Origin of the sequence: Cytobacillus purgationiresistens, assembly GCF_030813235.1 — a bacterium.
In the GTDB taxonomy this organism is placed as follows: domain Bacteria; phylum Bacillota; class Bacilli; order Bacillales; family Cytobacillaceae; genus Cytobacillus; species Cytobacillus purgationiresistens.
Window position 1 is genome coordinate 25,811 of the sequence record NZ_JAUSUB010000026.1, and the last position, 21,266, is coordinate 47,076.

A 21,266-nucleotide genomic window follows, 5' to 3' on the forward strand; every position below is an offset into this window, starting at 1 on the left:
TTCAGTTTAAAGGAGGAAATCAATTGAAAGATAAGATCGATATAAAAGGAGCAAGAGAAAACAATCTAAAAAACATATCGTTGGCTATCCCAAAAAACAAGCTGGTTGTTCTCACAGGACCATCTGGGTCAGGTAAATCAACTTTAGCAATGGATACTCTGCAACGAGAATGTCAGCGACAGTATATGGAATCTATGGGAATGACAACTGATTCCTTAAGTAAGCCTAAGGTAGATTCAATTACCGGCCTGTCACCATCCATCAGCGTCGGCCAGCATGTCACTAACAGAAACCCTCGCTCCACCGTTGGTACGGTTACTGATATGTACACGTATTTACGATTGATTTTTGAAAAACTTGGCGAACGCCCTTGCCCACAATGTGATGCAGTCATCATTCCTTATCCAGATAAAGATTCATTTGAAGAGGATTCAGTCGGGTTTAAAACCTTTATTAACTGTCCCCACTGTCACACAAAACTCGAGAAATTCACACGATCCCATTTCTCATTTAATAAACCTGAAGGTGCATGTGAAACTTGCAGCGGACTAGGAAATGTTGTGAGTATTGACAAAGAGGCTGTATTCGAGGCTGATCTGAGCTTGCGCGAAGGATGCGTTACGCTTTGGTATGAATCCTATCGCGAGTATCAAATGACCATATTATCAGAATCCGCAAAATACTACGGCTTTGAATTTGATCCAAATCTTCCTTTAAAGGATTACACAAATGTTCAACACGATCTCCTTTATTACGGCGTAGAAAGTGAAGAGTTCAAAGCGCATTTCCCTGATATACAGGCTCCTAAAACAGTGAGTAAAGGCAAATTTGAAGGGGTGCTTCCTGGTATGTGGCGGAGATATAAGGAAAAAGAAGGACAATCCAGTGATGCTGCCTATTTCTTTGAGGAGACCTGCTATGATTGCGAAGGGGAACGACTGAAAAAAGGAATTCGCCAAGTAAAGGTAGCTAACAAGTCTATCTCTGAAATATCAAGGACATCTATCGAAAACATGCTGACTTGGTTAACTGATTTAGAGCAAAACCTGACTCCAGATAAACTTGAAATTGTTGAAACCTTTCTAAACGACTTAATTGTCAAAGCAACCAGGATAAACAAGGTTGGTCTAGGTTATCTGACACTAGATAGGCAGACCATTTCATTATCAGGTGGTGAAGCTCAGCGCCTCCGACTAGCTTCAATTCTAGGATCTGGACTAACTGGAGTTCTTTATATTCTCGATGAACCCACTGCTGGTCTTCATCCGAAAGATACGAGCGGATTAGTGAATATCATGAAGGATCTTAGAGATTTGGGAAATACCGTGCTTGTCATCGAACACGATGTGGATGTAATGAAACAAGCCGACCACATCATTGATATGGGACCTGGAGCAGGCATTCAAGGAGGAACCGTCATCGGTGAAGGATATTGGAAGGGCCTGCTTAATCAGCAGCACTCTATTACCGCTCCGTTCTTAAAATCTGAAACCAGCATATCTAAGGCCGTTCGAAAAGGTACAGGCAAATATATAACAGTGCATAATGCAACAAAGCATAATTTAAAAAATGTAACGGCATCTTTTCCGCTTGGCTGCTTAATCTCTGTCACAGGTGTTTCAGGATCTGGAAAATCCACCTTGATATTTGATGTACTTTCCTCTGGAGACAATAATGGATCTCACTCACATAGCTATGAAAAAATCACCGGCTTTGAGGCTGTGAATAAAATCATCAAGGTAGATCAGTCTCCGCTCAGCAGAATGCAAAGATCAAATATTGCCACTTACACAGATGCCTTTACCTTATTGAGAAATTTATTTGCCGGTTTGCCGGAAGCTAAAGAATTGAATCTTAAACCAAAGGATTTCTCTTTTAACACCCCAGGCGGTAGATGTGAAAATTGCTCCGGTCTTGGTTTTGTATCCATCAATATGCACTTTCTTCCAGATCTTGAAGTGACATGCCCTGCCTGTCGCGGAAAAAGGTTTACTGATGAAATTTTACAAGTAACTTTTAATGGCCACACCATTTCATCTCTTCTAGATTTAACAGTCGAAGAAAGTCTGCCGATTTTTGGAGATCAAAAGAAATTAGCTGAAACGACTCGTCTGTTGACAGAGATTGGTTTAGGCTATCTGCAGTTACAACATTATCAGGCGGTGAAGGGCAACGGCTGAAACTATCAAAGGAATTAAATAAGAAATCCTCTGGCCACACTCTATATTTGCTGGACGAGCCTTCGACCGGTTTACATCCCGCAGATGTCAAAAGATTGCTCCTGCTTCTCAATAGACTAGTGGATGCTGGCAATACTGTCATAGTTGTAGAGCATACTATCGACTTAATCAAGGAATCAGACTGGGTTATTGATATCGGACCTGATGGAGGCACAGAAGGTGGAAAAATTGTAGCCGAAGGAACACCTATTGAAATTGCTGCTACAAAAGAGTCTTATACTGGCTCATTCCTTCAAACAATGTAAAAATAAAGAAGTGAAGATTTTTCCTCTTCACTTCTTATTAAATACAAAGAACAGGAGCTACAATTATATGGATCAAAAGCAGAATGGCTTAAAACCATTTTTCTCACTCATTTTATCTACAAAAATACCGAAGTTCGCTATTATTGTAGGGCTAATCGCCAGCGTCATTACGACGATCGTAGGTCTGGCGATTCCACTATTGACACGGGAGCTTGTCGATGGTTTTTCCCTGGCATCTCTTAGCCTCTCCTTCATATTCCTCATTGCAGCTGTTTTTATTCTTCAAGCTGTCATTGATGGCGTGTCAACCTATTTGTTAGCTGCTGCAGGTCAGCAGATTGTTGCCCAGCTTCGTGAAAAAATGTGGACGAAGCTCATTCGTTTGCCTATTAGTTATTTTGATAAACAGCAAAGCGGTGAATCTGTCAGCAGGGTTGTGAACGATACAGGGATTGTTAAGGATCTAATCTCTCAGCATTTCCCTCAGTTTATTTCAGGTCTGATTTCCATTATTGGAGCCGTAACCATTCTGTTAATTATGGACTGGAAAATGACATTAATCATGCTATTAGCCGTGCCCTTCACATTGATCATTATGATTCCGCTTGGAAAAACGATGGCAAAAGTATCTCGCGGCTTACAAGATGAAACAGCTACTTTTTCTGGAAATATCCAGCAAACACTAGGTGAGATCCGCTTAATGAAATCCTCCAATGCGGAACAATTTGAAGAAAACAAAGGCTTTGGCGGAATTAAAAAGCTGCTGGGATTCGGTCTTAAAGAGGCGAAGATTTTTGCTCTTATCGGTCCATTTATGTATCTTGTCGTAATGGTAGTCATCGTCATGATCATTGCTTATGGAGGCATTCGTGTATCCAACGGAACGATGTCCACCGGTTCCCTTGTCGCATTCTTGCTCTACCTCTTTCAAATTGTCTTTCCGATTACGTCATTTGCGATGTTCTTCACTCAGCTGCAGAAGGCAAAAGGAGCAACAGAAAGAATCATTAACATACTTGATATCCCTTTGGAGAATGGGCAAGATGGAAAACAAATGGATATATCCAACGAACCGCTTCAAGTGAGAAACCTTTCATTCTCCTACAGTGATGATGATTCACCGGTTATAAAAGATATATCGTTTGATGCAAACCCTGGAGAAATGATTGCCTTTGCTGGTCCCAGTGGGGGCGGTAAGACAACAATGTTCGGCTTGCTTGAGCGGTATTATGAACCGACTGGCGGGGAAATTACAATTGGCGGAACATCGATTCATGCATTATCATTGGCATCCTGGCGCAGTCAAATCGGTTATGTTTCGCAAGAAAGCGCTATGATGGCAGGTACAATTAGAGCGAATCTTTGCTACGGTCTTGAACATGCAGATGATATACCAGATGATCAATTATGGGCAGTTTGTAAAATGGCTTACGCAGATCAATTTATTGAATCTTTTCCAAACAGACTGGATACCGAAGTTGGTGAGCGCGGAGTGAAGCTTTCCGGAGGACAAAGACAGCGAATTGCGATTGCCAGAGCCTTTTTACGCGATCCGAAAATATTGATGATGGATGAAGCCACCGCGAGTCTTGACAGTCAATCTGAAGGAATTGTCCAACAAGCACTCTCAAGATTAATGGAAGGACGAACAACCTTCGTCATTGCCCACCGCCTTTCAACAATCGTTGACGCAGATCAAATTATCTTCATCGAAAATGGTGAAGTCACCGGCATTGGTACTCACCGGGAACTAATCAGCAATCATGATTTATATCGGGAATTTGCTGAGCAACAATTAACTTAACGAGTCATTCTGGAACAGGCATCGTTATTAGAAGACCAAATCGCCAATTGATTTGGTCTTTTCTTATCCCAATCTACCAATGATTTGAGATATAAAAATATGATAATGGCCATTAACCCCTCCAATTTTTAAAATAGCATCGGTGAAAACCTCTAACAGACGGCTAATATAAGATGAATCCGACAAAAACCTTTAACATTCCGACAGAAATGAGATTATTCCGGCCATATCCTCAAACATTCCGGCGAATTCATCAATTAATTCAGCAAAATGGAATATATATCCTTGTGCAAATCTTTTTTTGTGCAATTAATTCAGCAAGAACCTTAAGCAATCCAAAAATTTTTTCAAAAATTATGTAACAATAATGTTGATTTGATAATACTGTATGATATACACTATAGAAACGAGGTGAGTATTGAATGCATGATTTGCTTAATTCTTTTACGACAGAACTGCGCAGAGGAACATTGACTCTCGCTGTACTCAGTCAACTAGACTCTCCACAATATGGTTATTCATTAGTTCAATGCTTAGAGCAATCTGGTGTAGCCATTGAACAGAGTACCCTTTATCCGCTATTGCGTCGCCTGGAAAAGCAAGAGCTTGTCACAAGCAGCTGGGATACAACGGAAAGCAGGCCAAGAAAATACTATGTGCTAAGTGATAAAGGAAAGCAAGTATTGATTGAACTAAAAAATGAGTGGGATAAGATGTCAGGTGAACTTAACCTTCTCTTGAAAGGAGCGAAAATAAATGAAATGGATTGATATCTATGTGCATGAAGTGTCAAGAAGATTACCTGAAAATACTCGTGAGGATATTGCACTGGAGTTGAAGTCGACCATACTGGATATGCTGCCTGACCAATATTCTGAGGAAGATGAAAAATCTGCATTAGCAGAGCTGGGTGATCCTGCAGCAATGGCTGATGAATATCGAGATAAGCCCACTTACTTAATCGGACCGGGCTTTTATGATGGTTATCTCTCTACTTTAAAGATGGTGATGCCGATTGTTCTTTTTTTCACCTTAAGCATTTATTTCATTGAAAGTTATATCCAATTTGCCAAAACAGCAAATGACTGGACCTTTCTACTTCATTTTTTTGGTGAGGGCATTTGGAACGTGATAAATGTTGGTATACAGGCATTATTTTGGATAACTCTCGTCTTCTTTATCATTGAACGATCAGGGGTAGCCCCCTACCAGCTTTCAAGTACAGGTAAAGAGTGGAAACCAGAAGACTTAAAGAACGTAACAGTGATCCCTAAGAAAAAAGCGATTAACAAAGGGGAGGTATTTAGCAGCCTTTTGTGGACTGCTATTTGGGGCACTGTCTATTTTACAGCTATTGACTATATTGGTGTTTATCGTGGAGCCGGAGGGCAGCCAGGACTCGAATTAATTACTCCCATATTTAATCAATCTCTCCTTTTATCATGCTGGCCAATTATTGTTGTCTTTCTAGGTGTAGAAATTGCACTAACCATTTTCAAATGGATTAAAGGGCAATGGACACAGCGTTTAGCCATGGTGAATACGATATATCACATTTTATATACCGGATTGTTTTTGTTCATCATACTCCAGTCAAATCTATTTCATCCAGACTTTTTCAACTATATGGGAGAAATCTTTAACAGTACGCTGGCTGAGGTTGAAAGTGTTGCGCAGTTAGTAATCGGCATTTCAATTGCAAGTGTAATACTGACTTCTGCTTATTCAAGCTACGAAGGATTTAAAAAAGCTAAAATAAAGCTGGATCCTTACAAAAACAGTGATTCAACTAAATAAAAGAGAGCCATCCCAAATAATCACTTCTTGGGATGGCATCTAAACTTGCTTATTTAGGCTGTTTGCTTTTTACTTTTGGCTTGAAGTATAACCCAAGCTCTTTCTTTTCCTTTACTAAAGAACGATATAGCGATAGCATCATCAGCACCATAATAAAGGAGAATGGAAAGGCAGCTATGATTAAGGCATTCTGCAGACCTTGTAAACCGCCGCTGTATAATAGGATTAACGCAACTATCGATTGCGCAATTCCCCATGTGATCTTCACCGCATTTGGAGGAGTTAATGAACCATATGTCGTCTGCATCCCCAATACAAAGGTAGCTGAGTCAGCAGAAGTAATAAAGAATATAGCCACAAGAACAATCGCAATAACAGATAGTAGGAGAGACCAAGGAAAATCGCTAAATACGGCAAATAATACTTGTTCAGTTGGGAATATGGATAAATCAACTGCTCCAGATTTTTGAACCTCAATCGCTGAAGTTCCGAATACTGTGAACCAGAAGAAGCTGACTAACGCTGGCAACAATAGAACACCAATCACGAACTCGCGAATGGTTCTCCCTCTTGACACACGTGCGATAAATATTCCTACAAATGGGGACCAGGAAATCCACCAAGCCCAATAGAAAATCGTCCAATCATTAATCCATGACCGATGTTCGTCATTAAGTGGAGAAATTCTAAAACTCATCTGAACAAGGTTTTGGATATACCCGCCAATTGTATCTGTAAACATATTAAGTATTAATATGGTCGGTCCAATAATAAACATTAAAATAACTAAGGCCACAGCCAAAACCATATTTGTATTACTTAAAATTCTAATCCCTTTACTTAAGCCTGACCATGCTGAAAAGATAAATAGGATGGTCACAACCACAACAATAATTACTTGGACGCCAAAACTATCTGGAATTCCCCATAAATAGGTTAGACCGCCATTTATTTGCGAGGCACCAAAACCTAAAGTCGTTGCTACACCAACAACTGTGGCAAAAACAGCTAATACATCAATAACAGTGCCCCAAGGACCTTCCATTCTTTCTTTCCCAAAAATCGGTTTTAATGTAGCAGATATTAAACCTGGCTCACCTTTTCTAAATTGAAAATACGCAAGCACTAAGGCTACTAGCGCATAAATCGCCCATGCATGAATTCCCCAATGGAAGAAGGTATATCTCATCGCTTCTCGATAGGCCGCATCCGTCCCGCCATCTGAAAGCGGAGGAGTCATAAAATGTGATACAGGTTCAGCAGCCCCCCAAAAGACCAAGCCAATACCCATCCCTGCACTAAATAACATCGCAAACCACGTAGCTCTTGAAAACTCCGGTTTCTCATCCTGCTTCCCTAATTTAATCGCACCAACAGGACTAAATATAAGAAAAACACAAAATACAACAAGAATTGATACCAGAATAAGATAGTACCAGCCAAAGGTATCAGTTAAAAAGCTCTGCAACTGACCTGTCGCCCGTTCAAAGCTTTCTGGCATAATCACACCAATAAGAACAAATACAATTACAATAGCCACAGAAATCCAAAATACATTAGAAACCTTTTTCATAGAATATTCCTTTCTCCGTCTAAGCTTTACTCGATAAGTGTTTTTAAGAAATATCCGTACCTCACTCTCTATTTTGCAAAAAAATTAGTGAAATTATGTTAAAAAAACGGAATTAATTATGTAAATAGCTTAGCGTACCTTTTAATGCATAAAACTAATTTTAAATCACTGAATCAATATACCCGAACATGGAGTTGGTAAACCTCTTTTTAGGATTTTCGTTTGAAATAACTTAATGAATAGTAAGTATTGGAAGGTTTTCTTAATTTCCTAACTTTTCAATTCGACATGTGTTTGGACAATTGTGTTTTTACTTCCCTAACTTTCTTCTTTTTGTTAAGTAGTGGCTGTATTCTTTTTCCATGGAGGTTGCCCACCCTTTTTCTAGTTCACCTACCATATTTATGCATGTTCATTAACAACAAAAAGAGTCCATGCTTGATTCGCATGGACTCTTTTTATTCGATAATCAGACTACACCTGTAGCGTTTCTTTAGCCATTTTCATATATTCTTCTAACCCAGATTTCAAAGCAAATTCTGCGATCCCGACAGGATATGCTGCTTGAGACTCGAGTAGATGCTGGTACATATTTGGCCATGTTTTCCCTCCAAATGCCTCATATTCTTTAAACAGTTTCTTTACTGCCACTTCACCAAATGCTGCATAGTGAACGGAAAAGTCATTTATTGGATCGTCCACACGCGCCTCCGTCCAATCAATAATCCCTGTCACATATGCCTCAGAGTTGATTAGGATATGGCCTGCATGCAAGTCGCCGTGAATAAATGCTGTGTGCTGGGGCCATAGTAAATCGTTATGAAGCCATCTTTGCCATCGCTGCCAAAGTTCTTCCCCCACGCCAAATTCTTGTTTTACCAATCTCATTCGCTCTTCCATCGAAGTTCTTACATTCTCTGGAGTTAGAACCTTAATGCCGCTTCTCATTGCATCGTCATGTGAAATGCTGTTGTGCAATTCTGACATAGCTTTCCCTAAACTGCTATGAAAAGAGTCCGGGACATTTTTTTCATCCAGCTCCCATATATAAGCTTTAGCTTCAGGATCAATTGTTCCTGCAGGTACACCCTCTAAAAGCTTATATGCAATCAACTCTTCTGAATAAACCTCCCAGTTTGGGGATTGAACAGAAAGCTTAGGACCAGCTAATTCTAGTATTTTCTTCTCTTTTTTAGCCGTTGGAATGACATCATTCCTTCTTGGGATTCGAAGGACCCATCTATCGCCCTTTTCGTCAGTTGTCATTACAACTAAAAAATCCAAACCTGATTCATTCTTTTTTAAAGAGTCTACGCTAATATTCAAGCCATGTCTTTTGGCTAAATTAACTAATTCCATATTTGTTTTCGACATATCTCCAACCTCCAATTTTTGTTTACTTTAAAAGATAATGATTAAATTTCTCAGCATCTTCCTTCTGGCATTCAACGATTATATGCGTGCCTTCCTCTTTATATTCTGTAGATAGCACTGTACTATTTTCAGTAAAGTATGAAACAATCTCCCCATTGACGTAAGGGATGAGAAATTCACATTTCATCAGTTCAGCCAATACTTCATTTGTGATGATTTCTGTTAATTCTTCCATTCCTATCCGCTGTTTTGCAGATAAATAAACTTTGCCTTCATCAACTAATGGGGTTGTTCTCCCAATTAAATCCACTTTATTGTAGACATAAACAACTGGGATATTTCCTGCACCTAGCTGCGATAATATATCTTCGGTCAGTTTCCTTTGCTCTTCATGATAAGGATTGGAAGAGTCAATCACATGAAGAAGCAAGTCTGCTTCGATGACCTCCTCCAGGGTTGAACGAAATGCTTTTACTAGATGATGAGGCAATTTATTAATAAAACCGACCGTATCTGTTAGAAGAAAGCTCCGATGATCCTTTAACTTCACATTTCTAACAGATGTCTCCAATGTTGCAAATAGCATATCCTTTGCAAAAACCTGCTTGCTTGGTTCTTCATGTAAAGTATTGAGCATTACATTCATAAGAGTTGATTTCCCCGCATTCGTATATCCCACCAAAGAGACAACAGGAATATCGTTTTTCTTCCTTTGTTTTCTTTGTGTTTTTCTATGGTCTGCCAATTTGACGAGATCTTTATTAAGTGCGGAGATTTTCTCTTCTATTTTCCTGCGGTCTAACTCAATTTTTGTTTCACCCGAGCCCCTGTTATTCAAGCCAACACCTCCGCCTTGGCGGCCAAGATCTTCCCTCATTCCAACTAAACGAGGTAACATATATTTTAACCTTGCTGATTCTACTTGCAGCTTCGACTCTTTTGTCTTTGCCCGGTTAGCAAAAATCTCAAGAATAAGCATTGTTCGATCGATTACTTCACAATCAAGTGCCGATTCCAAATTACGGATTTGTGAAGGCGACAATTCATCATCTGCGATGACTATATTTGCTTCTGCTTCGTTAATAAACAGCCCGAGCTCTTCTACTTTTCCTGCACCAACATAATGCTTTTTGTTCACTTGATGAAGGTTTTGGACGATATGCCCGAGTACCTCTACTCCACATGCCTCTGCCAAGTTCTCTAATTCTTGCATAGAGTAATCAAAATCCACTTGTGTTTGGCTTACATTTGCTCCAACTAATATTGCTTTTCTTTTCATACAATCTCCTCCAATTAACTAAATTCTTATACTGTGCCTTCCTGTTAAAGACAACAAAAAAAACACAGACTCTGCCTGTGTTTTTTTAGTATCAGGGATGCAAAAAATAATTAAGTGGGTATAGGAAAGCTATTCCTCGCAAAAAAATGCAAAAAAATAACAATTTCCCCTAAAATGATGTAGTGTTCATGCAATCATACAGCGCTCATATCGTCTTTATTGACGCAGATCAGACTAAAATCACTAGCCTCGAGAGTGCGTGAGTCAATAAAAAGACAACAAAAAAAGGAGAGACACGTCTCCCCTTTTTTACATGAAAACTGTAAATTAGGTTTCCTTTTTCAAGGCAGACCAATCCCGTTACTCTGTACACAGACAGAGATTTGACCATATAAAATTACTGGTTCAAATTTTGGATGCGTAGTCTGCAAAAATTTGACATTAGGAAACCTCCGTTCATTAAAAGTTACTTTCATCATAACAACAATGTGATCTTAAATCAATCCTTACTAATACAGAGATTTGATTTTAACCTATTATCCCTCTTCATGCTCAGAGCTCTCCAACTCTCTCTCTGCCTGTCTGCGTCCACCAAAAAAGAATCCCCATGGATCGCGATTGCGATCTGTCTCTTGTTCCTTACCATGGTTTTCTTCTCTTTGAACTTCTTCTCTATGCGGTGGTTTATGAGATGGTTTCTCTTGATTAACTTCAACTTCTTTTGCGTGTATGATTAATTTATCCACATGGATGACTTTTTTCTTCTTCTCTTCGGACATGTTGTCCCCCCCTTAATGATCTTCTTATTTCACCTTATTGTATTCATTAAGGTTGGTTGTTGTATAGGCATGGGTTCAGCTTGAGTAGATATTCTACAAAAAGATTTGAGAAGCAGTTAATTTCAATTACACTTCACTAACAAACTAAAAAGATGACGCTATTTAAGCATCACCTTTTCAAATTTAATGCGGTTTATACATTCATTTTCTTACTGAATAAACTCTTTCTGGGCGTCCCACTTGACCATATGATAAATCCGCATCAACTTTTTCTTCAAACATGAGATACTCTAAGTATCGCCTTGCCGTGGTTCGGCTTACTCCAATTTCCACCGCAATGATTTCTGCAGTCAATCCTTGTTGCTCTGTATTGCCCAAGACACCCAAGACCTTTTCTAAAGTGAGTCTATCGATCCCCTTCGGCAATTGAACCATTGATTTTTCTTCTTTCTCTTTATCTGTTGACCGTTTTTCTTTCTGTAATAACTTATCTACTTGCTGTTGTGTAAGCGGGAAGGCATTACCTTTAGAATCCAATAATTGATAATGAAAATCCTGATACCTGGCTAATGATTGTTTAAATCTATCAAACACAACCGGTTTGATCATATAGTCGAATACACCGATTGTAATGGCTTCCTGTACCCTAACTAATTCCCTGGCTGCCGTGATCATGATGACACCCATTTGTTTATCCTGCTGTTTTATTTCCTTTAATAAATCTATCCCATTCATATCCGGAAAGTAAACGTCCAACAGAATAAGGTCGGGCTGAAAAACATCCATAAACTTTTTCGCTTCAAAATGACTTGTCGCAATACCGATTGTCTTGAAGCCATCAATATTTTCAATATATTGGCGCTGTATTTCCGCAATCCGTAAATCATCCTCCACTATTAATACTTCAATCACACGGCCATCTCTCATTCATTACCCACCTCTTTTCTTTGGTATCGCCACTGTAAAAATTGTATTCTCCTCTTTATCTGAAGTGAAAGTAATGTATCCGCCCATTTCACTAATTGCCCTTTGCACTAAACTTAATCCGATTCCTGCATTTGTATTTGTATTTTTCGTTGTGAATCCTTCTTGGAATATTGATTCGCTATGCACTAAGTCAATCCCTCTTCCATTGTCTTCTACTTCAATAATTAAATCTTTACCTAAGTCTGTTAGAAATAGGGTAACCTCCTTAGAATCCTTTCCATTCTCTCTTACAGCCTCAAATGCATTGTTAACCAAATTCCCGATAATCGTCACTAATTTTTCCCGGTCTATATCGACTGGCAAATCTTTAAAACTACTATGATGATCAATGTCAAAACTAATTTTCATCTCGCTCGCCAAGCTTTTTTTTCCTAAAATAAATCCTGCGATGATCGGATCGGGAATTTCCTTCATTAAAAAACGGATTAAACTCTGGGTAACATCCACTTCCTTAGAGATATAATCGATGGCTTCCTTATATGAACCTAGTTGAATTAAACCGAGGAGTGTATAGAGCCTATTAGAATATTCATGAGTCTGAGCCCTTAAACCCTCAGCATATGCCCTTACATGTGATAACTCCTGGAGCAGATTCGCCAATTCAGATTTATTTCTCAGACTGGCAACTGCACCGATTACCATCCCTCTCTTACTTAAAATAGGGATCGAATTGACTAAGTAAACCTCGCCGCAAATCATATATTCTTGATCATACTCCGCCTTGCCGGTGTTAACGACATCCAGCAGCCTTGTATTTTCAAGCAGATCATCCACTCTTCTTCCTCGGAGCAAAATCTCATTGTCCACTTGAAGAATCCTATGCGCCGTTTCATTAACCACAGTTATTTTCCCATAGACATCAATGGCAATAATCGCTTCATGTATTGACTCTAAAATGGCATGTTTTTCTTGATACATCCAGGCAATTTCCTTTGGCTCCAAACCAAAGGTCGCTTTCCTCATATTCCTCGAAATGAAGTAGGCAACAAAAACGCCTCCAATTAGGACTAAAAATGTGATCAAGAACATTTGCCTGCGAATATTGGAAATTTCCTTTTTTATTTCGTCCTGTAAATAACCGACCGAAACGACACCTATCACCTCTCCTTCTAAAAAGATCGGTGCCTTCCCTCTTAAAGATGGTCCTAATGTTCCCACTGAATCGGAAATGATCGATTTTCCTTCAAATACTTTTGTGTTGTCCCCTCCTACCATTTTTTCGCCTAATCGTTCAGAATTGGGATGTGAGTATCTTATTTCTTCACGGTTCCCAATGACTATGAACTCCGCACGTACTTGCTTGCGTATCTGTTCTGCAATGGGTTGAATGATGATGGCAGGATCATCTGTCAGAAAAGCTTCTTTAATCTCTGGAATATGGGAAATCGATTGTGCAACTGACAAAGCCTGTTCACCTTTTTCCTGTTTCAATGTCTTCTCCATAAGACTTGTAAAAGAAAACTCAAAAATAGAGCCTATTAATATAATTAATAAAGAAATGCCCAGCATTAATTTCGTATGTAAACGCATTCATCCACCTCATATATCATCATATAAAAAAAAACTCCCATTAGAAAGGAGTCTTTTAAATATTCAGTTTTTATCCCTCTACATTTATTATGACTTTCTTCCCTTTCATTTTCATAAATACCGGTACTAACAGCCACAAAACGGTAATGATCAAAAATGTAAGCGAAAGCGGACGAGTGAAAAAGATGCTATAATCTCCATCAGTAATAGTCAATGCTCTGCGCATATTATTCTCAATCATTGGGCCTAATACTAAGCCCAAAACCAGCGGTGCAATGGGGTAGTCATTCTTGCTTAAAAAGTAGCCCAATACCCCGCAAGCAAGCAACAACAATAAATCATAAGTCGATACTTGTACGGCATATACCCCAAAAATAGAAATGGCTATGATAATCGGTATTAAATATTTCTTTGGTGTAAGGATGATTTTAGCAAATACTTTTACTAAAGGAAGATTCAAAACCAGCAACATAATGTTTCCAATAAACATACTCGCTATCAATCCCCAGGCAACATCCGGATGATCATCAAATAATAAGGGACCTGGTTGGACGTTATACATCATAAGTGCCCCCATTAAAATGGCCGTTGTTCCCGAACCAGGAATACCCAATGTCAGCAGCGGTATCATAGCACCACCTGAGGCAGCATTATTCGCCGTTTCTGGTGCGGCGACACCTGCAATCGTTCCAGTACCGAATTTTTCAGGTGTTTTTGAAATCCGTTTTTCTGTCAAATAGGAGAAAAATGAGGCCAAGGTTGCCCCTGCTCCAGGTAGAATTCCAATAAAGAATCCCAATATTGATCCACGTGCGATCGGTCCAACCGATTCCTTGAATTCTTCTTTAGATGGAAGCAAATTATTAATTTTTGCTATATCTTCCTCTTCCTCATCTTTTTCCAATATGGTTTTAAATACTTCACCTAAGGCAAATAAACCGACGGCAATGGTCAGAAACTCTATACCTTGATAGAGCCAAGGAACATCGAACGTAAACCGGGCAATCCCTGAAACATTATCAATCCCGATCGTTCCTAATAGGAGACCACATATTGTCATCATTAAAGCCTTGGTTACAGATTTTCCTGCTAATCCACTGACAGCAGCCAGACCTAATAACATCAGGGAAAAGTATTCGGCAGGTCCAAACTTGAGGGCTATATTTGATAGCGGCTCAGCCAGCAATACCATGGCAATAATTGTGACTACCCCACCCACGAAGGAGCCGATCGCCGCAATTGACAGTGCACTGCCTGCCCTGCCTTTCTTAGCCATTTGATATCCATCCAATGTCGTGACTACAGAAGATGACTCCCCCGGTGTATTTAACAGGATCGAGGTCGTAGAACCTCCATACATCGCCCCATAGTAAACGCCTGCTAGAAGAATGATTGCACTCGTTGCAGCTTGTTCCGGCGGTAATCCGCCTGTTATAGTTGCTGTGACAGGAATGAGCAGCGCAACGCCGCTCATCGGACCGATACCTGGCAAGACCCCAACTGCCGTACCAATTAACACTCCGACAAAAGCAAAAAGTAAATTATACCAAATAAGTGCAGTGCCAAATCCATTCATTAAATATTCAATTGTGTCCACTATCCAACACTCCTATCAACTAAACCAGATTGGCCAACCTGGAAGTGTTCCTTTTAATACGTTGACAAATAGGTAATAAATAAAGCATGAGAAACCAGCAGAAATGATGAATGATGTCACCCACTTGCTTCGTTCCATCGTTTGAAAACAAACGAATAGAAATAGGAAGGTCGTAATGACATACCCAACCGTCTCCAAGGTCAAAATATAAAGTAATGAAGCTATAAAAATAATAAGAAAAGGCTTATATTGAAGCTTCTCTTTCTTCTCTGTACTGCCCGAAGCTTGAAATGTCTCATAGAATAGACGAATAGCAAGGAGCATGAGCAATATTCCAAGGATCAATGGGAATATATCAGGTCCTACTACACTGCCGTATGAAGAACTTGCTATGCCCCTGCTTCCTATCACACAGAGCAAACCTACAGCCAAAAACAGAACAGCTGCAAATCGATCGAATTTGATGTCCATCAAATATCCTCCCATTCAATTAAAAATATCAGGGAAGGAAAGATAATTTCCTTCCCTGATTATTTACTTCTGCATGCCTAATGCTTCCAATAATTGTTGAACCTGAGCCTCTTGTTCATCTAAAAACTTACTGAAATCTGCACTATTTTTATACTCAAGTTCCCAGCCTTGCGTCTCTACTTCTAATTTCCATTCAGGAGAATCGACTAGCTTATCAAGCGTGGTCTCCCAATATTTTTTTGCTTCATCAGACATTTTTTCCGGTCCGAACAGCCCTCTCCAAATTGTAAATTCTGCATTCACGCCAGCTTCAATTGCAGTAGGGATTTCAGCAAAATCACCAGAAAGGCGCTCTGGTGAAGTAATCGCGAGCACTCGTACCTTGCCTGACTTCAAGAACTCTTTTACGCTTGATGCATCTGTACCAATTACATCCGCATTCCCGCCAAGCAAGGCCGTTATTGCCTCACCGCCTCCGTCGTAGGATACATATTTAATCTTTGTTGGATCCACTCCATACTCATAAGCTGGCAGAATGGACACTAAATGGTCCATAGAACCTGGTGCTGATCCACCTGCGAAAGTAAGCTCCTTTGGATCTTTCTTGACTACTTCCAGTACTGATTTCAAGTCTTTAAACTCGGAATCTGCCTTAACTACGATAGCGCCATAATCCTTAGTCAATTGAGCTAATGGCGTGGTATTTTTATATCCGTATGGGCTGTTGCCCTCTTTTTTAAGATTATTGATGATGATTGGAGGAGAGTTGACTAACAGCATGTCGTTGTTTTCAACCTGTTGCGTAGCATACTCAGCCATGAATACAGCTCCGCCCCCACCCGGCTTGTTTTCTACAGTCATAGGCTGATCCACAAGTTTCGTTTCATTTAATACTTTAGCGATTGACCGGGCAGTTAAGTCCCAGCCTCCACCTGCACCTGAAGGAGCTACCACTGTAATCGCTTTCTTAGGATAGCCAGTACCACCTTCACCTTTTTCACCAGTGGTTGTCTCTTTGCTGCCGCTGCAAGCTGCCAATCCAAATACAAGTGTGCCAGCAAGAAAAAGCGTTGAAACTTTTTTAAGTGAAATCATTGTATTTCCCCCTTTGTAAGCGTTTTTAATAATATTACATAAAAATTCTGAAATTGAATGAATAACCATTTAAAATCCTTTAAATCTATTAACAACGTTTTGTTCATTAAATTTTCTTGATTTTTTTGGCAAGAAAAAGGCAATAAAACTAACTTTATAAACAATCTATATTCTTGTTTATTAAGCTTGTTTTCAAGGCTCATGGAATTGCAGTTCAAGAAAAGCGCATTTTTCCGAGGGCTGAGAAATAATTAGGAGGGTGCTTTTTATAAAAAAGGAGGGTTTTTCTTTGAAAAGAATGGATTTAATATTTTTTTATATTCAGTTTGCTCCTCGTTATGGCGGCTTGCACTAAAGAATCCATACTTAAAGAAATAGAGTCAGATGAAGACATTCCTGAATTGGTTACAAAAAATGATTTCCAAAATATTGATTGGAAACAAATAAGAATCCCTCGCATTCTCATCTGAAAAACGGATATCGCTTGATTTGAGATAAGAATCCCTCGCATTCTCATCTGAAAAACAGATATCGCTTGATTTGAGATAGGAATCCCTCGCATTCTCATCTAAAAAACGGAATTCGCTTGATTTGAGATAAGAATCCCACGCATTCTCATCTGAAAAACGGATATCGCCTGATTTGAGATAAGAATCCCTCGCATTCTCATCTGAAAAACGGATATCGCTTGATTTGAGATAAGAATCCCTCGCATTCTCATCTAAAAAACAGATTTCGCTTGATTTGAGATAAGAATCCCTCGCATTCTCATCTGAAAAACGGATATCGCCTGATTTGAGATAAGAATCCCTCGCATTTTCATCTGAAAAACAGATTTCGCTTGATTTGAGATAAGAATCCCACGCATTCTCATCTGAAAAACAGATTTCGCTTGATTTGAGATAAGAATCCCTCGCATTCTCATCTGAAAAACAGATTTCGCTTGATTTGAGATAAGAATCCCTCGCATTCTCATCTGAAAAACGGATACCACCTGATTTGAGATAAGAATCCCTCGCATTCTCATCTGAAAAACGGATACCACCTGATTTGAGATAAGAATCCCTCGCATTCTCATCTGAAAAACAGCATTCGCTTGATTTGAGATAAGAATCCCACGCATTCTCATCTGAAAAACGGAATTCGCTTGATTTGAGATAAGAATCCCTCGCATTCTCATCTGAAAAACGGATATCGCCTGATTTGAGATAAGAATCCCCCGCATTCTCATCTAAAAAACAGATTTCGCTTGATTTGAGATAAGAATCCCTCGCATTCTCATCTAAAAAACAGATTTCGCTTGATTTGAGATAGGAATCCCTCGCATTCTCATCTGAAAAACGGAATTCGCTTGATTTGAGATAAGAATCCCTCGCATTCTCATCTGAAAAACGGAATTCACGTGATTTGAGATAAGAATCCCTCGCATTCTCATCTGAAAAACAGATTTCGCTTGATTTGAGATAAGAATCCCTCGCATTCTCATCTGAAAAACAGTGTAATAGGTTCTGACATGCCAGGTTTGGATGTTCAGAAGTGGATGTGGCATCATTGGGGAGTTAAAAATCCTGAATCAACAAAGTTAACAGTTGGCGGTTTTCATAAAGAAACCGAAACTGTACATCAAATTTTAATAGACGGTTGGACAACGGAACTTAGTGGGCCCAATAATGGTGCGGATGCACATATGCCATCTAGCGTAAAAATACCACAACCGGGAAAATGGGCAATATTTCTTTACACAGATAATGAATTATTTGATACGTTGGTTTTTAACATAACTGAATAAATCCACAAGATCGTTCTTGTCGTTGCCGCGGCAACCCTATTAACTAAAAGATTGTTGTTTTTTTGTAGGTTTTGATAAGACAAACCATTGATAAAAAAGTTGATTGGAGAGGATGTGCGAGACTCCTGCGGGAGCAGCGGGACAGATGAGAGCCCGCACCGCAGGAGTAAAGCGGACGAGGAGACTCACCGCCCGCCCCGCGGAAAGCGAGCACCTGGAGAGGAAATCAATGACTACCTGCGAAAAGCAACAAAGTATATGAGAACAGCCTAAACTAAAAAAGCCAGCGCTTCTCTGCGCTGACTTTTGCATTTTATGAGCCTTGAAGTTTCACTTTTGTTTTTTTGTCCAGTGAACGCTTTTGCCATACAATCGTTGTACTCAATGTAACCAGTAAGAAAGCAAGACCTAATATAAACGGATAGACGATATTCACATCATAAAGCATTCCAGCAATCGTTGGCCCTAATACATTACCGATGCTCATATACATATTATTCATCCCCATCGCAAACCCTTGTTCATTACCCGCCATTTTAGAAATCAGCGTATTTAAGACTGGACGCAAGATGGAGGTTGCTAGGAATATGAGCAAGGTCACACCAAAGAATAACGCGTAACTTGAAGCAAACAAGGATAAGAAGAAACCTGCTGCTGCAATCGCGATAAATATATTCAAAATAGCGCCTTCGCCAAAACGAGTGACTAATCGATCAACAATAAACAACTGAACGATGACACTAATGATACCTGTTGTTGTAATCATAATTGCGATATCTTTTGGCGTGGCATTGAATTGGTTATCAACAAACAAACCTAATACCGACTCATACGACATAAGCCCAAAGCTCATCACTAAAGTAATGATTAGTGGAATAAAGTAAGGCATTTTCACTGAGCGAATCATCTTTTTCACCATCGGTTCTTCGTCGTTGATTGCCATAGCAGCTGTTTGTTCTACAGTACGGCTTTCCTTTAAAACGATGATAGAGAATAAAACAGCTACCAGTGAAACAAGAGCCGATATAAGAAACGGCATTTTCAAGCCCAGCTCAGCTAAAAAGCCGCCGATTCCTGGACCAACAACCACACCTAATGACATGGCTGCAGATACATAGCTATTCCCTTTTGCCCGCTGATCAATTGTAGTGATATCAGCCACGTAAGCAAAAATTGCTGGAACGAGTAACGCTGCCCCAATCCCTCCAATCACGCGTGAGAAATAAAGTACCCAGATTGAGTTAAATCCGTAAAAAATAAACATGGAGGCTGTCATTAAAATCAAGCCATAAATAATCATTTTTCTCCGTCCATACTGATCCGCCCACTTACCGGCAACTGGAGAAAAGATCAGCTGTGCACAAGCGAAGATCGCTATCATTAAGCCAGCTGCCGTTCCTCCTTGGTTAATTGATGCCAAATAAGCAGGCAGGATGGGTATGACAATTCCAAAGCTTCCAATAGTAATAAACATATTGATCATTAATATAAATAACTTCTTCTTCTGTTCTCTTGTCATAAGAAAATCCCACTCTTTCTCTATCCTTGCAGATGAAATTAATCACAGACACGGTTAGTATCTGCGCAAAAAAACCCTCCTATCCGTCACTTTGGATAGGAGGCAGTCTAAGCCATAGAAAAAGATGAAGTACAAGCAATTGTACTTATAATCAACACTCTTTTCCTTTGAAAAATTGCAGACCAATCCCATTCAAAATGACACCGTAGTAATTACGAATGTTTTTGAGAACAGGATTATAAGATCATTTTCTATGGCCACCCTTTCGCATGTTAGTGTCAATATCTTATAACGAGGGGCGGACATTTGCAAGCCTTTTTTTCTCGTTTTCTAATGTTATTTGTTTACTTATTTTGGTCTGCATAGATGGACATTGCATCACACATAAATTGAGCAAGTCCCTCTCCAAACTGATCGATATTTTTTGTAAACCGCTCATCTGCAACATACATTTGTCCCAGTCCTTTGAAAGCTTCTAATGAATAACTGCCCATTTGATTCAGGAAAACATACCATTCCTTAATGCCTTCCTGCGCTTCTTTTGAGCTGGCTGAAAGATGACGGATATCTGCAAGTCTCCGGTAAATATCATTGAACGCATCTGCATATTTTTTCTGATCTTCTTCATTTTTAAATTTATCGTTTACTTTATCGACCGCTTTATCTCCCCAACGTTCCCGCGCTTCTTGTTCATATGGGTTATGGCTAAAATTAAAGCCTTCGAACTTTTCTTCATTCGACATTTCAATCTCTCCTTCTGCGTATTTTAATGTTTTATCAACTGTCGCAATCATTCTGTCGAGCCTCATTCGCTTTTCAAGCAGCATCTTTTTATGAAGAGCCAAAGCCTCCTGCCGATCGAATTCCGGACTGTTGATAATGTTTTTTATTTTTTTCAAAGGGAAACCGAGCTCTTTAAAAAACAATATTTGCTGCAGCGTTTCTAAATTATTGTCTGAATAGATTCTGTAGCCTGATTCAGTCGTCTCCTCAGGAGCGAGCAATCCAATTTCATCATAATGATGCAGTGTGCGCACACTTATTCCGACTAAATCAGCTACTTCCTTTACTCTCATCATTGTCTTTGCCTCCCTTCAATAGTTACTATAAAGTATGACGTTGCGTGAGGGTCAATAGAAGTATGGATTATTTTTCGCCTATTTTTTTGCATACAATTATTTAAGGGA

At 39.4% G+C, this 21,266-nt stretch carries 16 protein-coding genes and 1 pseudogene; 6 read left to right on the forward strand and 11 right to left on the reverse strand.

The genetic code is table 11. The annotated features are described in order from the left end of the window. Nucleotides 1-23 precede the first annotated feature (23 nt). From uvrA to J2S17_RS21960, 4 genes and pseudogenes are all read left to right on the forward strand, one after another. Nucleotides 24-2,485: pseudogene (gene uvrA, locus J2S17_RS21945) on the forward strand (excinuclease ABC subunit UvrA). Between the two features lie 67 nt (nucleotides 2,486-2,552). Next, entirely contained in the window at nucleotides 2,553-4,289 is a 1,737-nt protein-coding gene (locus J2S17_RS21950; protein ID WP_307478067.1) for an ABC transporter ATP-binding protein, read from the forward strand. A gap of 422 nt (nucleotides 4,290-4,711) precedes the next feature. Next, complete coding sequence (locus tag J2S17_RS21955) at nucleotides 4,712-5,059, forward strand: PadR family transcriptional regulator (protein ID WP_307478069.1); 348 nt, start codon at nucleotides 4,712-4,714, stop codon at nucleotides 5,057-5,059. After that, complete coding sequence (locus tag J2S17_RS21960) at nucleotides 5,046-6,086, forward strand: HAAS signaling domain-containing protein (protein WP_307478071.1); 1,041 nt, start codon at nucleotides 5,046-5,048, stop codon at nucleotides 6,084-6,086. Before J2S17_RS21955 ends, J2S17_RS21960 begins: the two co-directional genes overlap by 14 nt. Nucleotides 6,087-6,135: 49 nt before the next feature. Here J2S17_RS21960 and J2S17_RS21965 read toward each other — a convergent pair whose 3' ends face one another. From J2S17_RS21965 to J2S17_RS22005, 9 genes are all read right to left on the reverse strand, one after another. Beyond that, on the reverse strand, nucleotides 6,136-7,659 hold the full coding sequence (locus tag J2S17_RS21965; RefSeq protein WP_307478072.1) for a glycine betaine uptake BCCT transporter: 1,524 nt from the start codon (nucleotides 7,657-7,659) through the stop codon (nucleotides 6,136-6,138). 474 nt (nucleotides 7,660-8,133) lie between these two features. Beyond that, the gene (locus J2S17_RS21970; protein WP_307478073.1) at nucleotides 8,134-9,033 is read right to left on the reverse strand and encodes a macrolide 2'-phosphotransferase; all 900 of its coding nucleotides are present in this window, start codon (nucleotides 9,031-9,033) and stop codon (nucleotides 8,134-8,136) included. A 22-nt stretch (nucleotides 9,034-9,055) separates the two neighbouring features. After that, on the reverse strand, nucleotides 9,056-10,312 hold the full coding sequence (gene hflX / locus J2S17_RS21975; protein WP_307478074.1) for a GTPase HflX: 1,257 nt from the start codon (nucleotides 10,310-10,312) through the stop codon (nucleotides 9,056-9,058). A gap of 536 nt (nucleotides 10,313-10,848) precedes the next feature. Then, nucleotides 10,849-11,091, reverse strand: coding sequence for a hypothetical protein (locus J2S17_RS21980; protein WP_307478075.1), 243 nt, complete (start codon nucleotides 11,089-11,091; stop codon nucleotides 10,849-10,851). 201 nt (nucleotides 11,092-11,292) lie between these two features. After that, complete coding sequence (locus tag J2S17_RS21985) at nucleotides 11,293-12,018, reverse strand: response regulator (protein WP_307478076.1); 726 nt, start codon at nucleotides 12,016-12,018, stop codon at nucleotides 11,293-11,295. A gap of 3 nt (nucleotides 12,019-12,021) precedes the next feature. Further along, nucleotides 12,022-13,608: an ATP-binding protein gene (locus tag J2S17_RS21990; protein WP_307478078.1), complete on the reverse strand. Its 1,587-nt coding sequence runs from the start codon at nucleotides 13,606-13,608 to the stop codon at nucleotides 12,022-12,024. A 70-nt stretch (nucleotides 13,609-13,678) separates the two neighbouring features. Further along, entirely contained in the window at nucleotides 13,679-15,184 is a 1,506-nt protein-coding gene (locus J2S17_RS21995; protein ID WP_370875101.1) for a tripartite tricarboxylate transporter permease, read from the reverse strand. A 36-nt stretch (nucleotides 15,185-15,220) separates the two neighbouring features. Then, nucleotides 15,221-15,676, reverse strand: coding sequence for a tripartite tricarboxylate transporter TctB family protein (locus J2S17_RS22000; protein WP_307478081.1), 456 nt, complete (start codon nucleotides 15,674-15,676; stop codon nucleotides 15,221-15,223). Nucleotides 15,677-15,739: 63 nt separating this feature from the next. After that, the gene (locus J2S17_RS22005; RefSeq protein ID WP_307478083.1) at nucleotides 15,740-16,771 is read right to left on the reverse strand and encodes a tripartite tricarboxylate transporter substrate binding protein; all 1,032 of its coding nucleotides are present in this window, start codon (nucleotides 16,769-16,771) and stop codon (nucleotides 15,740-15,742) included. Nucleotides 16,772-17,109: 338 nt separating this feature from the next. On the opposite strand from J2S17_RS22005, the gene J2S17_RS22010 reads away from it, so the two are divergent. Both J2S17_RS22010 and J2S17_RS22015 read left to right on the forward strand, forming a co-directional pair. After that, complete coding sequence (locus tag J2S17_RS22010; RefSeq protein ID WP_307478084.1) at nucleotides 17,110-17,241, forward strand: hypothetical protein; 132 nt, start codon at nucleotides 17,110-17,112, stop codon at nucleotides 17,239-17,241. 1,031 nt (nucleotides 17,242-18,272) lie between these two features. After that, a complete protein-coding gene (locus tag J2S17_RS22015) occupies nucleotides 18,273-18,560 on the forward strand; it encodes a DUF4871 domain-containing protein (RefSeq protein ID WP_503128671.1) in 288 nt (95 codons plus the stop codon). A 313-nt stretch (nucleotides 18,561-18,873) separates the two neighbouring features. Here the strand turns inward: J2S17_RS22015 and J2S17_RS22020 are convergent, their stop codons facing one another. Then, nucleotides 18,874-20,079, reverse strand: a complete 1,206-nt coding sequence (locus J2S17_RS22020) for an MFS transporter (protein WP_307478088.1) — start codon at nucleotides 20,077-20,079, stop codon at nucleotides 18,874-18,876. Between the two features lie 344 nt (nucleotides 20,080-20,423). Next, complete coding sequence (locus J2S17_RS22025) at nucleotides 20,424-21,155, reverse strand: MerR family transcriptional regulator (RefSeq protein WP_307478119.1); 732 nt, start codon at nucleotides 21,153-21,155, stop codon at nucleotides 20,424-20,426. Nucleotides 21,156-21,266 lie beyond the last annotated feature (111 nt).

Excerpts from the sequence above, each read along its gene's own strand:
- J2S17_RS21950 (WP_307478067.1), top strand. The coding sequence starts at position 2,553 with ATGGATCAAAAGCAGAATGGCTTAAAACCATTTTTCTCACTCATTTTA.
- J2S17_RS21955 (WP_307478069.1), top strand. The coding sequence starts at position 4,712 with ATGCATGATTTGCTTAATTCTTTTACGACAGAACTGCGCAGAGGAACA.
- J2S17_RS21960 (WP_307478071.1), top strand. The coding sequence starts at position 5,046 with ATGAAATGGATTGATATCTATGTGCATGAAGTGTCAAGAAGATTACCT.
- J2S17_RS21965 (WP_307478072.1), bottom strand. The coding sequence starts at position 7,659 with ATGAAAAAGGTTTCTAATGTATTTTGGATTTCTGTGGCTATTGTAATT.
- J2S17_RS21970 (WP_307478073.1), bottom strand. The coding sequence starts at position 9,033 with ATGTCGAAAACAAATATGGAATTAGTTAATTTAGCCAAAAGACATGGC.
- hflX (WP_307478074.1), bottom strand. The coding sequence starts at position 10,312 with ATGAAAAGAAAAGCAATATTAGTTGGAGCAAATGTAAGCCAAACACAA.
- J2S17_RS21980 (WP_307478075.1), bottom strand. The coding sequence starts at position 11,091 with ATGTCCGAAGAGAAGAAGAAAAAAGTCATCCATGTGGATAAATTAATC.
- J2S17_RS21985 (WP_307478076.1), bottom strand. The coding sequence starts at position 12,018 with ATGAGAGATGGCCGTGTGATTGAAGTATTAATAGTGGAGGATGATTTA.
- J2S17_RS21990 (WP_307478078.1), bottom strand. The coding sequence starts at position 13,608 with ATGCGTTTACATACGAAATTAATGCTGGGCATTTCTTTATTAATTATA.
- J2S17_RS21995 (WP_370875101.1), bottom strand. The coding sequence starts at position 15,184 with ATGAATGGATTTGGCACTGCACTTATTTGGTATAATTTACTTTTTGCT.
- J2S17_RS22000 (WP_307478081.1), bottom strand. The coding sequence starts at position 15,676 with ATGGACATCAAATTCGATCGATTTGCAGCTGTTCTGTTTTTGGCTGTA.
- J2S17_RS22005 (WP_307478083.1), bottom strand. The coding sequence starts at position 16,771 with ATGATTTCACTTAAAAAAGTTTCAACGCTTTTTCTTGCTGGCACACTT.
- J2S17_RS22010 (WP_307478084.1), top strand. The coding sequence starts at position 17,110 with ATGGCGGCTTGCACTAAAGAATCCATACTTAAAGAAATAGAGTCAGAT.
- J2S17_RS22020 (WP_307478088.1), bottom strand. The coding sequence starts at position 20,079 with ATGACAAGAGAACAGAAGAAGAAGTTATTTATATTAATGATCAATATG.
- J2S17_RS22025 (WP_307478119.1), bottom strand. The coding sequence starts at position 21,155 with ATGAGAGTAAAGGAAGTAGCTGATTTAGTCGGAATAAGTGTGCGCACA.